General features: G+C 51.7%; 12 protein-coding genes. 8 read left to right on the top strand and 4 right to left on the bottom strand.

Going from position 1 to position 13872, the window contains the following annotated elements:
• Positions 1–31: 31 nt before the first annotated feature.
• The 3 genes from ACLBLI_RS17535 to ACLBLI_RS17525 form a co-directional block, all read right to left on the bottom strand.
• A complete protein-coding gene (locus ACLBLI_RS17535) occupies positions 32–355 on the bottom strand; it encodes a DUF3392 family protein (protein WP_414828818.1) in 324 nt (107 codons plus the stop codon).
• 223 nt (positions 356–578) lie between these two features.
• On the bottom strand, positions 579–1445 hold the full coding sequence (locus ACLBLI_RS17530; RefSeq protein ID WP_414828817.1) for a sugar phosphate isomerase/epimerase family protein: 867 nt from the start codon (positions 1443–1445) through the stop codon (positions 579–581).
• Positions 1442–2482, bottom strand: a complete 1041-nt coding sequence (locus tag ACLBLI_RS17525; protein WP_414828816.1) for a LacI family DNA-binding transcriptional regulator — start codon at positions 2480–2482, stop codon at positions 1442–1444. The genes ACLBLI_RS17530 and ACLBLI_RS17525 overlap by 4 nt, the downstream gene beginning before the upstream one ends.
• A 289-nt stretch (positions 2483–2771) precedes the next feature.
• On the opposite strand from ACLBLI_RS17525, the gene ACLBLI_RS17520 reads away from it, so the two are divergent.
• The 7 genes from ACLBLI_RS17520 to ACLBLI_RS17490 are packed head-to-tail and all read left to right on the top strand — an operon-like array spanning position 2772 to position 10297.
• A complete protein-coding gene (locus ACLBLI_RS17520; RefSeq protein ID WP_414830998.1) occupies positions 2772–3923 on the top strand; it encodes a Gfo/Idh/MocA family protein in 1152 nt (383 codons plus the stop codon).
• Positions 3924–3937: 14 nt separating this feature from the next.
• A complete protein-coding gene (locus ACLBLI_RS17515) occupies positions 3938–4993 on the top strand; it encodes a sugar phosphate isomerase/epimerase family protein (RefSeq protein ID WP_414830997.1) in 1056 nt (351 codons plus the stop codon).
• 36 nt (positions 4994–5029) lie between these two features.
• Positions 5030–6247: a nucleoside permease gene (locus ACLBLI_RS17510; RefSeq protein ID WP_414828815.1), complete on the top strand. Its 1218-nt coding sequence runs from the start codon at positions 5030–5032 to the stop codon at positions 6245–6247.
• A complete protein-coding gene (locus tag ACLBLI_RS17505) occupies positions 6237–7124 on the top strand; it encodes a hydroxypyruvate isomerase family protein (protein ID WP_414828814.1) in 888 nt (295 codons plus the stop codon). Before ACLBLI_RS17510 ends, ACLBLI_RS17505 begins: the two co-directional genes overlap by 11 nt.
• A 40-nt stretch (positions 7125–7164) precedes the next feature.
• A complete protein-coding gene (locus ACLBLI_RS17500; RefSeq protein WP_218311196.1) occupies positions 7165–8850 on the top strand; it encodes a GMC oxidoreductase in 1686 nt (561 codons plus the stop codon).
• A complete protein-coding gene (locus ACLBLI_RS17495) occupies positions 8850–9464 on the top strand; it encodes a gluconate 2-dehydrogenase subunit 3 family protein (protein WP_218311197.1) in 615 nt (204 codons plus the stop codon). Before ACLBLI_RS17500 ends, ACLBLI_RS17495 begins: the two co-directional genes overlap by 1 nt.
• A 44-nt stretch (positions 9465–9508) precedes the next feature.
• Entirely contained in the window at positions 9509–10297 is a 789-nt protein-coding gene (locus tag ACLBLI_RS17490) for a DUF1080 domain-containing protein (protein WP_414828813.1), read from the top strand.
• 143 nt (positions 10298–10440) lie between these two features.
• Here the strand turns inward: ACLBLI_RS17490 and ACLBLI_RS17485 are convergent, their stop codons facing one another.
• Entirely contained in the window at positions 10441–12579 is a 2139-nt protein-coding gene (locus ACLBLI_RS17485; protein WP_414828812.1) for a methyl-accepting chemotaxis protein, read from the bottom strand.
• Positions 12580–12823: 244 nt separating this feature from the next.
• Between ACLBLI_RS17485 and ACLBLI_RS17480 the strand changes: the two genes are divergently transcribed.
• Positions 12824–13696 carry a DMT family transporter gene (locus ACLBLI_RS17480; RefSeq protein WP_414828811.1) on the top strand — a complete coding sequence of 291 codons (873 nt, stop codon included), beginning with the start codon at positions 12824–12826 and terminating at the stop codon, positions 13694–13696.
• Positions 13697–13872 lie beyond the last annotated feature (176 nt).

Here is a 13872-nt window from a genome sequence, read left to right as displayed (position 1 = left end):
TCTCTGACAGGAAATGCCGGGGCGTTCTTTATTACATGTACCGGCGTTTCTCCGCCAAAATGCCAATAAGAACAAACGCGGATACAAACCCAACACCTTGCAGATGCCATGGCAAATACTTGATCATGTGCAGTAAAAAAGGCGCGCCATACAGCGTCATCAGGCCGTAGCCAAACGCGCAAAGTAACACGAAAGCGATGGTGCGGAAGACAAAATGCCAGGAGGAAACCAAGGCTTTGGCCTGCTTGTTTACCACATCGCCGTACACCACCAGAATGGTTGCCATAAGCATCAGACTGAGCTCGGAATAATACTGCGACATCCACTGGCTGAATTGGCTAAGGGTTGCTGTCATAAGAACTCCTACTACACGTGACGCAGAACGCCGTCACAGGAATATGCTTTACTAACGCCTGACCGGATATAAGGTTGGTTTGCTACCGAACAGGCTAACGGGAAAGACAGTGTACCTGCCTTTGGTTGAGGGAAACAAGCTGTTAGATACGGCAAAAAAACGGCGATGGAAATGGAAAAGGCGACCGGCCAGCAGACGCTGACCGGAGGTGATAGCAGTGGTGTTATTGTTGTAGCGCTTTCAGGCCATCAAAGCCTTGGCGGATTGTGCGCAGGCGATCGTCGGTCTGATCGCGCTCGACAAACGGAAATACCAGCCCGGCTTTACTGGCGTGCGCGAAGATGGGTTTGAAATCTATGGTGCCGGTGCCAACATCGGCGAATTCACCCTGTGTGTCCATGTCTTTGACGTGCCATAGCGGGAACCGACCAGGGTGGGCGTTGAACAGCGCTAACGGATCCTGGTTGGCCTTTACGGTCCAGTACAGATCCAGTTCCATTTTTACGTTGTCAGCATCTGTCTCATTAAGCAGGACGTCATATGGCACTTCGCCATCTCGGGTTTCAAACTCAAAATCATGATTGTGATAGGCCAGCTGGATCCCTTCTTTCTTCAAGGCCTCTCCCCAGCGGTTCAGTTTTTCTGCTAGCTGATAGTAGGTATCGATTTTAGTGCCACGCTGGGCTTCGGTAAGGTAAGGCAATACCACATACTTGTGTCCCACGATTTTGGCATCCTCAATGATGCTATCCAGTCCTTTTTCAAACTCGGTCAACGGGATGTGAGCGGAGGGGGCCTTCAGTCCTGTTTCGTTCAGTAACTGTTTGATTTGTTTGGCACTGTAACTAAAATAACCGGCAAACTCCATGTCGGTATAGCCTACCGCAGAAACCAGTTCAAGGGTGGCCGGTACACTTATCGCCATCATGTCCCGCAAGGTATAAAGCTGCAGTCCGATCGGCGCGCTGGCGGTGCTTTTTGCCTTTGCCATTCCCAGGGGAAGGGTCGCCAAAGCAAACGCTCCGGCAGTGCATTTTAGAAACTGGCGGCGAACCAGTTGCGATGTTGAACGTCCATCAAACTGCGTCATTCTGCTATCTCCTTAAGGGCATTTTGCTGTTGTGTAACAGGTACTGGGCCGGTGCTCTCGCGAACCACCAGATCAAAGGGAATAATAATTTTGGGGGCGCGTCGGGTTTTCCCGTTAAGCACGTCCACCAACTGCGATACGGCGGTCCGACCAAACTCTTCGGCTGGCTGTGAAATAGTGGTAAGCGGCGGATCCGCATAGGCAGCGAAATCAATATCGTCAAAACCCGCTATCGAAATATCATCAGGAATAGATAATCCGGCTTGTTTAAAGCGCTGCATTGCGCCAATGGCGGTTTCGTCGTTTTCACAGAATACCGCAGTCGGGCGTTCTTCAGCACAAAGCATAGAGGTGGCCGCTTCGAAACCGGAGCGAAGAGTGAAGTCACCAGGGAACAGCAACGATTCGTCGTACTGTATATTCGCTTCGGACAAGGCGTCTCTGTACCCGGCCAGTCTTTCCCGGGTAAGCGGACTACCTTGGGGCCCTTTTATCAATGCAATACGGGTGTGGCCGAGTGACAACAAGTGCTCTGTCATTGCTCTTGCTGCAGCTCGGTTATCCAGCGTAACCGTCGGGCAGGGAACGTTGTCTAACACTTCACACGCATTCACCATAGGAAGCAGACCGTTTGCATTTCTCATACTGATATCGAAGGGATTGTGAGCGCGCAACTGAATAAGGCCGTCAGCTTGCGCCGTCTGTACCATCTTGGTGTAGTCATCTTCAATGTCGCTCCGGCCCATAGTGTTTGCCAGCAAAATAGCATAGCCCTGTTCGGCGGCAGCTTCCTGCATACCGATGATTACTCGCGCAAAAAAGACGTTAGCGACAGTGGGCACCAACACCACAATGTTATGGGATTTACCGGAGCGAAACTTCACTGCCATCAAATTCGGCTTGTACCCTGTTGCTGCCACGGCTTCCATCACCCGTTGACGGGTTTTAGGTGATACCCGCTCAGGTTGTTGCAGTGTTCTTGATACGGTCGCTACCGATACACCTGCGTGGTCTGCGACTTCACGAATGTTGGGCATAAGCGGCTAATTTCCTCTCAAATCATCTAGGACGATAAATGTAACCGTTAACATTAATGTAAAAAATAATACTGAAATTGCCTGAAATTGCCAGAAAAAAACACGTTTTTCATTTGATCGCTTTGAAAAGGGTTACCTTAAATTAACATTACTCGTAACTTAAACGTTTAAAATGCGATGAGATTCGTTGACAACGTAAAATGTAATCCGTTACATTCGAATGTGCAATTACAATTATGCAACATTTAGCGTGCAATTCAGTCCGTAAACAGGAGCAATCATGCCAGCAATGAGAAAAATCCGGTTAGGAATGATTGGCGGTGGAGAAGGCGCCTTTATCGGTGCAGTGCATCGTCACGCGGCCGCACTCGACGGCCAGTATGAACTGGTGTGTGGGGCGTTTAGCCGGGACGAGGGCAACAATCAGCGAACCGCAGATTCACTAAGTATTGTGCCGGACAGAGCGTACGCGAGCTGGGAAACCATGCTGGAGACTGAGGCGGCGAAAAGCGAAGAGGAGCGTATGCAGGTGGTGGTAATTGTGACGCCAAATCATCTGCATGTGCCAATTTCTAAAGCGGCGATTAAGCATGGTTTTCATGTGTTTTGCGAAAAGCCGGCCGGTGCGAATTTCGCGGAAGTGAACGAGTTGGCTGACATACTTCGCGCATCAGACCGCTTATACGGCCTCGCCCATACTTATTTGGGTTATCCCATGGTGTGGCAGGCGAAACATATGGTCGAGCAAGGCCATATCGGCACCGTACGTAAGATCTTTGTTGAGTATCCGCAAGGCTGGTTATCCGCGCCGGAAGAGGCTGACAACAAGCAAGCGTCGTGGCGCACAGACCCAGCGCAGGCGGGAGGCAGCGGTTGTATGGGCGATATCGGTACCCACGCTTTTAGTATGGCGGAATTCGTGACTGGTCATACGGTGTCTCATCTGTGCGCGCAAATGAACACCGTGGTGGAGGATCGTCGTTTAGACGATGACGGCGCCGCCTTCCTGAAAACCACTGAGGGTGCCACTGGCGTCTTGATTGCCAGTCAGGTATGCGCCGGTGAAGAGAACGGATTAAAGATTCGGGTTTACGGTGACAAAGGCGGTCTGGAATGGCAGCAAATGGAACCCAACTCACTGATTTACAGGCCAGTCGGCGCCCCTTACCAGGTGTTGCGTGCGGGTCTTGGTCAACCGGGACTGTGTGAAGAAGCGGTAAGTCGCTGTCGTATTCCGGGAGGACACCCGGAAGGTTACCTGGAAGCCATGGCTAACCTGTATACCTCATTTGCTAACGCAGTGAGACAAGGCGACAAGCACACTGCAGATGGCGTGCCCGGTATCGTCTATGGGCAACGCGGCATGGCGTTTATTGAAACCATGGTGGCAAGCGGTGCGAGCGATACCAAGTGGCTACCGGTTCCCGGTGAGCAACAATAACTAAGGAGTACATGATGACAGCAATTAAAGGCCCGGCCATTTTCCTGGCACAGTTTGCCGGCGATGAGGCTCCTTTCGATACCCTTACCGGCATGGCAAAGTGGGCTGCCGGACTTGGATATAAAGGCATTCAGGTGCCAACCGACCCGTCTTTGTTCGATTTGGAGAAAGCGGCAGAAAGTCAGGAATACTGTGACAACATCAAAGCCGAGTGCGAAAAGGCAGGTGTTCAGATTACAGAGCTTTCTACTCATCTTCAGGGGCAACTGGTCGCCGTTCACCCAGCCTACGACGAACTATTTGATGGCTTTGCGCCTGAAGCGGTACGGGGCAACCCGGAAGCCCGCACAAAATGGGCGGTGAATCAGCTTAAATGTGCCGCCAAGGCCAGTCAGCGACTGGGCCTGAAATCCCATGCTACCTTTTCCGGTGCGCTGATGTGGCATCTGGTGTATCCGTGGCCGCAGCGTCCGCCAGGTCTGGTGGAGCAAGGGTTTAAAGAGCTGGCCTCGCGCTGGCTACCCATTCTGGATGCGTTTGAAGACGCCGGCGTTGATGTTTGCTATGAACTGCATCCGGGGGAAGACCTGCATGACGGGGTGAGTTTTGAACAGTTCCTCACTGCGGTTGATAACCACCCACGTGCGAATATTCTGTACGATCCCAGCCATTTTGTGCTTCAGCAACTGGATTACCTTGATTTTATCGATCGTTACCACGACCGCATCAAAGCCTTTCATGTGAAAGATGCCGAGTTTAATCCCACCGGCCGGGCTGGTGTCTACGGGGGTTATCAGGACTGGGTGAACCGCCCTGGTCGATTCCGCTCACTGGGAGATGGTCAGGTCGACTTCAGAGGAATTTTCAGCAAATTAACGCAGTATGGGTTTGATGGCTGGGCTGTGCTGGAATGGGAGTGTTGTCTGAAGGACTCCGCGCAAGGTGCAGCAGAAGGTGCGCCATTTATCGCCGACCATATTATTCAGCGGGCTGGCAAAGCCTTTGACGATTTTGCCGGGGCAAAAAGCAGTGAATCGCGTAATCGCCGGATCCTTGGTCTGAAAGACTAAGCACGACGTTCCGGGCATATAAGGATAACAACCACAATGATTACCTTACGACTCAGCATCATGATGTTTCTCCAGTTTTTTATCTGGGGAGGCTGGTTTGTCACATTAGGCACCTATCTGGCTAACACCCTGTCGGCCTCTGGCGGACAGGTGGGGATGGCGTTTTCTACCCAGTCGTGGGGGGCGATTATAGCGCCTTTCATTATTGGTTTGATTGCCGATCGCTATTTCAACGCTGAACGCATTCTGGGTGTGCTGCATTTGATAGGCGCGGCGCTCATGTACATGATGTTTCAGGCGCAGGACTTTTCGCAGTTCTATCCGTTCGTTTTAGGTTACATGATTGCCTACATGCCAACACTGGCGCTGGTTAATTCGGTCTCGTTTGGACAAATGCAGGACCCCTCCAAAGAGTTCGGCAAAATCCGGGTGTGGGGAACCATTGGCTGGATCGTCGCCGGTCTGGTAATCAGCTATGCGTTTTCCTGGGATTCAAGCGCCGCTATTGCCGATGGCATGCTGCGTAATACCTTTATGCTGTGCGCTGTCGCGTCGCTGGCACTGGGGATATTCAGCTTTACGCTACCGGCCACGCCACCGAAAGGCGCCGGAGAAAAGACGGGGCTTAACGATGTGCTGGGAATTGATGCACTGGCCATGTTGAAAGACCGTAATTTCCTGGTGTTTTTCTTATCCTCAGTACTGATTTGTATTCCGCTGGCTTTTTACTACCAAAACGCCAATCCGTTTCTTACCGAAATCGGGGTGGAGAATGCCACCGGTAAAATGACCTTAGGGCAGGTGTCGGAAGTGCTGTTCATGCTACTTCTGCCCGTGTTCCTGAACCGTTTCGGCATCAAGCTGACGTTGCTTATTGGTATGGCGGCGTGGGTACTGCGCTATGTGCTGTTTGCCTATGGTAACGCGGATGAGGGTATTGCGCTGCTACTCATCGGGATTGCACTACACGGCATTTGTTATGACTTTTTCTTTGTTTCCGGCCAAATTTACACCGATGCCAAAGCGTCACCGAAAATTAAGAGTGCCGCACAGGGTTTGATTACGCTGGCAACTTACGGTGTGGGCATGCTGATTGGCTTTTGGGTGGCCGGACAAATCACAGATGCTTATGCACTGGAGACCGGACACAGCTGGGCCGATATCTGGGTGTTCCCAGCGGGCTTTGCTGCCGTCGTGCTGGTGTTGTTCCTGCTGCTGTTCAAAGGCGAGAAGGTGAGCACCGATGCAAAATAACGGCCGACGCAATCTACTCAAGGGCATGGCTGTCGCCGGGGCCGGCGTGTTGTCATGGAAAAGCACAGCAGGAGCCGCGATGAAGATTGACTCAGGACATGCCCTGAAGGGCAATGTAAACCATTCGGTAAGCCGCTGGACTTATGGTCATCTTTCCATAGAGCAGCTTTGCCAGTTGGTTAAAGAGCTGGGCTTTGCTGCTATCGATCTGGTGGGGCCCGATGATTGGCCGGTATTGAAAAAATACGGTATCGACTCATCCATGTGTAACGGCGCGGAGATCAGTTTAGAAGACGGGTTTATTCACCGGGAGTTACATGATGAGCTGGAAGCGCGTTACCTCAAACACATTGAGCTGGTGGCCGAGGCTGGCTACACCAATCTGATTTGTTTTAGCGGCAATGCCCGCGGAATGGACCGTGAAACCGGATTGAAGAATGCAGTGGACGGGTTATCACGCATTCTGCCTCATGCAGAGAAGCATAATGTAACCATCCAGATGGAATTGTTTAACAGCAAGGTCGATCATCCTGACTATATGGCAGATAACTCGGCCTGGGGCATTGCGCTGTGCAAAGCGCTTGGCTCTGACAATTTCAAGCTGCTTTACGATATCTATCATATGCAAATTAACGAAGGGGATGTCATCCGTACTATTCGCGACTACCACCCCTATTTCGGCCATTACCACACCGCGGGTGTGCCTGGCAGAAATGAAATTGATCACACCCAGGAGCTATATTATCCGGCTATCGCACAGGCCATTATGGATACCGGCTTCAAGGGTTATCTGGCACAGGAATTTGTTCCCACGCCAGAATCCAATGCGGGCAAAAATGAATCCCTGAGACAGGCGATTCAGATTTGTGACGTGTAAGTAATGACGCCACTCAACGTAGTGCTGAAGGGGATAAAGCATGGCGAGTAATAATTACGATGCAATTGTCGTGGGTTCGGGGATAAGCGGCGGTTGGGCTGCAAAAGAACTCACGGAGAAAGGCCTGAAAGTACTGATGCTGGAACGGGGCAAGAATATTGAGCATATCAAGGACTATGATAATGCGCATAAAGAAGCCTGGGATTATCCACATCGTGATATGCCGACGCAGCTCATGAAAGAGCAGTATCCGGTGCTTAAGCGTGACTACCCACTTAACGAGTCTACATTTGGAATGTGGGCAAATGAGAAAGACAACCCCTACGTCGAAGACAAGCGCTTTGACTGGTACCGGGGCTACCACGTTGGGGGCCGCTCGCTGCTGTGGGGCCGCCAGAGTTATCGCTTGAACAAAGACGACTTTGAAGCAAATGGTCGCGAGGGCGTGGGCGTAGACTGGCCTATCCGCTATGAAGACGTTGAACCCTGGTACGATTATGTTGAACGCTTTGCCGGGATCAGCGGCAACCGCGATGGACTGGACGTGCTGCCGGACGGGCAGTTCCAGCCCGCGATACAGTTAAACTGTGTAGAGAAAGATGTCGCCGCCCGCGTGCAAAAAGCGTTTAAAGGCAGCCGGCATATTATCTCAGGCAGAACGTCAAATATGACTCAGCCGAAGCCTGAACAGGGCCGGGCAAACTGTCAGTACCGCAACAAATGTTGGCTGGGCTGCCCGTATGGTGGCTATTTCAGTACCCAGTCTTCGACACTGCCCATGGCAATGAAAACCGGTAACCTGACATTGCGACCTTTCTCCATCGTAAAAGAAATTCTGTACGATAAGGACCGCAAGCGCGCAACAGGCGTGGAAATTATTGATGCCGAAACCAATGAGACCTATGTATTCAACGCCAAAATTGTGTTTGTGAATGCATCGGCCTTTAATTCTGCCTGGCTACTCATGAACTCGGCCACTGACGTCTGGGAAGGCGGCTTGGGAAGCAGTTCCGGCGAGCTTGGGCATAATGTCATGGATCACCACTTCCGCGTCGGCGCGTCTGCTGAAGTCGAAGGGTACGATGATAAATATTACTATGGCCGTCGCCCATCAGGATTTTACGTGCCCCGCTTCCGCAACTGGGGCGGTGATAAGCGTGATTATCTGCGCGGGTTTGGTTATCAGGGCTCAGCCAGCCGTCAGGGCTGGCGGCGGGATATCGCTGAGCTGGGCATTGGGGCAGATCTTAAAGATGCCATTAGTGAACCGGGCCACTGGCAAATTGGTATGACCGCATTTGGTGAAATGCTGCCGCACCACGACAACCGTATCTATCTGAATAAACAGGTGACGGACAAATGGGGCCTGCCTGTGCTTGCCATGGACGTAGAAATTCGCGAAAACGAAATGCGCATGCGTAAAGACATGAAGCAGGATGCGGTGGATATGTTCGAAGCTGCCGGCCTCAAAAACGTCCACGGCTTTGAGGCGGACTATGCGCCGGGCATGGGGATCCACGAAATGGGCACTGCCCGCATGGGGCGTGACCCGAAATCATCAGTCCTGAACAAGCACAACCAGGTGTGGGATGCGCCAAATGTGTACGTGACTGACGGTGCCTGTATGACATCGGCATCGTGTGTGAACCCGTCGCTGACGTACATGGCGCTGACAGCGCGAGCTGCACATCATGCGGTTGAAGAACTGAAGCGGGGGAATCTGTAATGGAACGTCGTGAACTGTTGAAACTGATAGCGGTGACTACCGGCACCGCCATGGTAGGAATGCCTGCGCTGGCCTATGACCAGGTGCCGCCTGTACCGTTAAAAGATACGCCATTCTCGAAAGAGGACGTAAGCTTCATCAATGATGTCGCAGAGGTAATTTTACCTAAAACCGATACGCCGGGGGCAAAAGACGCGAACGTGGGGGCGACAATTGCCGTGATTGCTGCCGATTGTTACACCGACGCGCAGCGAGCGCATTTTAAAGCGGGGCTTAACGATATCGACACGCGTGCAAAAGCACAGTTTGGGAAACCATTTTTGCTGCTGGACAGCGACAGCAAAACAACATTGCTGAGCGAGCTGGACCGTGAAGCGAACGCCTACAATAAGAAAGTGGGACTGTGGGATGTGGCAACGGACAAGCCCAGCGATCGTAAGCCGGACTCGGACAAGCCTCTTCCTCACGCATTTTCTTTAGTGAAGCAGATGTCACTGTATACCTTTTTCACCTCGGAAGTGGGCGCCACAAAGGTATTGCGCTATGTCGCGGTACCGGGCTACTACAACGGTGAGCTGGATTACAAAAAAGGTGACCGAGCGTGGGCGACCTGAACATCGGTGGCAAACATGACAAATTTAAAAGATAGGAAACGGTAATGAAGATGCACTCAATAGGGCTAATAACGCTGACGGCGGGCATTGGCGCGCTTTCTGCCTGTGCGATGGCAACGGATGATGATCGCCTTACCCGTGAACAGCAGGCAGCAAAAACAGAAGTGTGGAAGCCTGTGCCACCAGTGGTAGAAGCGAAAGCCGGCGACGTGCCTTCTGACGCCGTGGTTCTGTTTGATGGCACTGACCTGTCAGCATGGGAATCGGTAAACGGCGGCGACGCGCAGTGGACGGTGAGCAATGGCACCATGACAGTCAAACCTGGCACCGGGGATATTAAAACGAAAGAAAACTTCTGCGATATCCAACTTCATTTTGAATGGAAAACACCCACAGATGTTGCCGGGCTGGAAGGTCAGCAACGTAACAACAGCGGTATCTTTTTGCAGCAGCGCTACGAGATCCAGGTACTGGACTCTTACAATAACGAGACTTATCCCAACGGTCAGGCAGGCAGTGTGTATAAGCAAACTATACCGCTGGTAAACGCCATGCGTGAGCCCGGAGAGTGGCAGGAATATGACATTATCTTCAATGCGCCCGAGTTCGACGGTGAAGAACTAATAAAACCCGGTTATGTCACCGTGTTGCACAACGGCGTGCTGGTGCAGAATCACACTGAAATTCTGGGTAAAACCGAATGGATTGGGCCAGCATCTTACGAGGCGCATGGCTGTGCACCGCTTCAGCTACAAGATCATTCAAACCCGGTAAGCTTTCGTAATATCTGGGTGCGGGAAATTGGCGACAACCACGTAACCCGGTTCGATTAAAGACTACAGAAAAACAAACAATAAGGAGGCATTACGCCTCCTTTTTTATTTGTAGTCAAAAGTGAGCTTGCTCAACTTACTTATTAAAAAACGCATGACAGAGAAATCCGCGAGTCGTGAGCCGTTTTCAGCGAGACCACACCTTACCGTCTGGTTTTTAATTTACTCAGTAAGTCGCTAAGCGTGTTCACTTCGCGGGAAATGGCTTCTGAGCTTTCCTGTGACGCTTCTGATATGGCCGATACCTCTTTAGTGGCGTTGCCAATAACGACCATATTCCGGTTTAACTCTTCACTGACCTGACTTTGCTCTTCTGCGGCGGCGGCCATCTGCGTCATGTGCTGACTGATTTCATCAATTTGTAGCACGGTCTCCTGCATCTTCTGAAGCGCCTCCTGGGTTCTTGACGATGCCTGCTCTGCTTTGGTGTTGCCTTGCTCGATAATACCAACCGTATTATCAACCTCGCTTTGCAGCGCCGTAATAACTTTACTGATCTCCCCCACTGAATCTGCGGTTTTCGATGCCAGCGATCGAACTTCGTCGGCGACCACGCTGAACCCCCGGCCATTCTCTCCGGCGCGCGCAGCTTCTATGGCAGCGTTCAGCGCCAGCAGGTTAGTTTGCTCTGCAATTGCGCCGATAACGTCCAGGATTTTTTTGATATCAGTACTGCGTTCGGATACCGCTTTTACGGCTTTAGAGGCACCTTTCATTTCACCGGAGAGTTCCATTACCAAATCAGTAGAATGAGAAATCTCCTGCTCGGTCTGCTTCACAGATTTATTAGCCGTATCCGCATTATCTGCAGCGTCACTGGCAGTGCGGGCTACATCGTGCGCGGTTTGCGACATTTCTGTAATGGCGGTTACTACGCTGTCTATTTCAGACTGCTGTACCTGAATTTGCTCGTTGGTAGCGGCAGCACGCGACTGTGTTTGTTCGCTTTGTTTGATGACCTGCTCACATGATTCCTTTGCCTGTTCCAGTAACTCACGCACCTTTTCTTTAAACAGGTTAAAGGCCTGACTAAGTTGAATCAGCTCGGCATGGGAATGAACCTGGATATCCTGAGTAAGATCGCCACCCTGACCGGCCAGTACGGTCATGCGATCCGCAACCTGCTTCACCGGCTGAATAATACCGCGCGTAAACAGGTAAATAAGCGATAGGGCAATTAATGTAGTTACCATTGCCACCACTAACTGCGTGGTAAGTAGTGAGTTGATAGCCGATGAAATCAGCCCCTCCACGGTGGCTACCGGCGCAAGCGCCGCATTCACGTTAACGCCGACAACCAGTTGCCAGTCAACTTGAGGTAGCGGTAGTGTAATTGGGCGTGTGACATACAGCATACCGTCAATTTGCACTGACTGCGGCTTGCCCGATACCGAAAGAATTTTTTCACTGACGCTGTCATCGTTAAATACTTCAGTAAAAGGGCGGGCCAGTTTATTCGTGGCATCGGTGGCAGCTGCGACCAGACCATTCTGACTGATAACATACACTTCGGCTTCACCATCATACAGCGAGGCTTTCAGGTCGTTGGCGCGTTGTTGCAAAATAGGAAGGTTAAGGTCGACGCCCACTACACCCCGGAAGCGGCCGTTTGCTATCACCGGCACCGTTAAGCTGGTCATCAGCTCTTCATAGCCTTCCCGTATTTCGTAATTGTAGGGGTTGGCTATACAGGGCTTCATGTTGTCTTTGTTGCACAGATACCATTCAGCCGCACGAAAACCGAATTCGTCCAGTGTGGCATCATATTTCTCATCGGCGTCCTCAATAGGAACCTGCTGAATAGCGCCGTTTTGCTCCCGCACAAAGTACACCTCAAAGCTGCCGCGTCCGGGTACCGAGTGTGAGGCTCCACCCGTGAACGCCGAGGCATTACCATCAAACTGATTGGCCTCAAACTGTGCGTACATACTGGATGTCGAGCCGGCAGCAAGCAGACTTCGCACCATGCGTTCGGTTTGCTCCCGGGTGAGCGAATTACTGTCACTGGCTTCTATACTGGCAGACAGCGCTGCGGCAAGGTTGTAAGGTATCTGATGCGCGGTGCCCATAAGGGTTTGAGTTTGTGCTGCATATTGTGACGCCTTGGCTGACATCGTGGCCTCAATCTGAGAGGTTACTTCCTCACTGATATGGCGGTTAATGTCCTGCTCGGCATCGTCCAGCAAAAAGTAGCTGACCGTAATAAATACCAAAGCCAGCGCCACAAATAAGGCACCGACAACCGACATGAGTTTCACAGTAAGAGAGAGGCGTTGATTCATAGAGTATTCCTCAAACAGCGCATAGTAAGTCTTTTATTATTAACGGCATCGCCAGTTTTAGCTGAATGGCAAAATGCAGTAAATTTTCAGATACTCAGAGTATAGACAGTAATCCGGTCAGCGCGGCGAACATGCGCAATAAGGCGCATAAATCTGTCGGCCGGCGTTCCGCTTCAATACCCACTGGCGTGGATTTTTGGTAGCCTAGCGCCCCTTCTTGCCAATCAGAATAATAAACACAAGTATGACCGGAGAAATTGCAGCACTGACTACCGCGCTGAGCTGGGCAATCGCCGCGCGCCTGTTTCGTTACCTCGGCGGGTCATTCACAGCATTATCAATGAACCTGTGGAAAGGGCTTTTCACTGTCATCGTGCTCTCGGTTGCGATTCTGCTGTTCGTACCGCTTTCCAGTTTGCCGGCAGAAGCTTATGCATGGCTGCTATTAAGCGGTGTGATCGGGATTGGCATAGGCGATACGTTTTTCTTTCTTGCGCTGCGACGAATCGGCGATAGCCAGACAGTGCTGGTGGCCGAAACGCTGGCGCCGATATTTGCCGCTTTACTTGCCATGGTATGGATTGCCGAGTGGCTAAGCTGGCAGCAGTGGCTGGGTGTGGCACTGGTGATTATTTCGGTCGACATGGTGATTAAATCCAAGCGCCGGTTCTCCGCCGAGATTGTGCCCTCAGTTGGTTACCTGTATGCGGTTATCGCTGCGGTGTGTCAGGCTATTGGTGCGGTGATAAGCCGTGACATTCTTACCGGCTACGAGATAGGTGCCGCTGAGGCCGCGAACTGGCGATTGGTGGGTGGGCTTGTCGTTGTGGCGCTATTTATGTTGCTGCGACGGGAACGCTGGCTGCCAACAAGCAGTGAACCGGCCAAAATGTGGGGCATGTTTGCGATCGCCACGTTGCTGGGAACGGTATTCGCTATGTACTTTCAGATGCTGGGCTTTGCCAACGCAAAAGCGGGTATCGTGCAAACGCTCATTGCTACCAGCGCCATCTTTTCACTTGGTGTGGCTGCGGTGATGGGGGAAAAAATTCACCGAAATACGGTTATGTGGTCGCTTGGCGCGCTTGGCGGTGTCGCGATTTTGGTAATTTCCTGAAGCTACCCCGTTTGCTCAGGCTTGATAGCTTTATATCGTAACAGTGTGAGCCAGAGCCACAGTCAGGCCGGGCGTTGGTGGCAAACTTGCAGTAACACCCAAAAAAAGCGATTTGTTATGCAAGGGGCGCCCCTTATCTGTGTGCTAAAACCAAGGAACTGACATTCGCCGTCCAC

Source organism: Alteromonas sp. H39 (genome assembly GCF_047556435.1).
Classification (GTDB): Bacteria; Pseudomonadota; Gammaproteobacteria; order Enterobacterales; family Alteromonadaceae; genus Alteromonas.
Note: the sequence above shows the minus strand (reverse complement) of the source record. Positions and strands in the feature narration are given on the sequence as shown.

Excerpts from the sequence above, each read along its gene's own strand:
- ACLBLI_RS17495 (WP_218311197.1), top strand. The coding sequence starts at position 8,850 with ATGGAACGTCGTGAACTGTTGAAACTGATAGCGGTGACTACCGGCACC.
- ACLBLI_RS17500 (WP_218311196.1), top strand. The coding sequence starts at position 7,165 with ATGGCGAGTAATAATTACGATGCAATTGTCGTGGGTTCGGGGATAAGC.
- ACLBLI_RS17520 (WP_414830998.1), top strand. The coding sequence starts at position 2,772 with ATGAGAAAAATCCGGTTAGGAATGATTGGCGGTGGAGAAGGCGCCTTT.
- ACLBLI_RS17535 (WP_414828818.1), bottom strand. The coding sequence starts at position 355 with ATGACAGCAACCCTTAGCCAATTCAGCCAGTGGATGTCGCAGTATTAT.
- ACLBLI_RS17515 (WP_414830997.1), top strand. The coding sequence starts at position 3,938 with ATGACAGCAATTAAAGGCCCGGCCATTTTCCTGGCACAGTTTGCCGGC.
- ACLBLI_RS17485 (WP_414828812.1), bottom strand. The coding sequence starts at position 12,579 with ATGAATCAACGCCTCTCTCTTACTGTGAAACTCATGTCGGTTGTCGGT.
- ACLBLI_RS17490 (WP_414828813.1), top strand. The coding sequence starts at position 9,509 with ATGAAGATGCACTCAATAGGGCTAATAACGCTGACGGCGGGCATTGGC.
- ACLBLI_RS17525 (WP_414828816.1), bottom strand. The coding sequence starts at position 2,482 with ATGCCCAACATTCGTGAAGTCGCAGACCACGCAGGTGTATCGGTAGCG.
- ACLBLI_RS17480 (WP_414828811.1), top strand. The coding sequence starts at position 12,824 with ATGACCGGAGAAATTGCAGCACTGACTACCGCGCTGAGCTGGGCAATC.
- ACLBLI_RS17510 (WP_414828815.1), top strand. The coding sequence starts at position 5,030 with ATGATTACCTTACGACTCAGCATCATGATGTTTCTCCAGTTTTTTATC.
- ACLBLI_RS17530 (WP_414828817.1), bottom strand. The coding sequence starts at position 1,445 with ATGACGCAGTTTGATGGACGTTCAACATCGCAACTGGTTCGCCGCCAG.
- ACLBLI_RS17505 (WP_414828814.1), top strand. The coding sequence starts at position 6,237 with ATGCAAAATAACGGCCGACGCAATCTACTCAAGGGCATGGCTGTCGCC.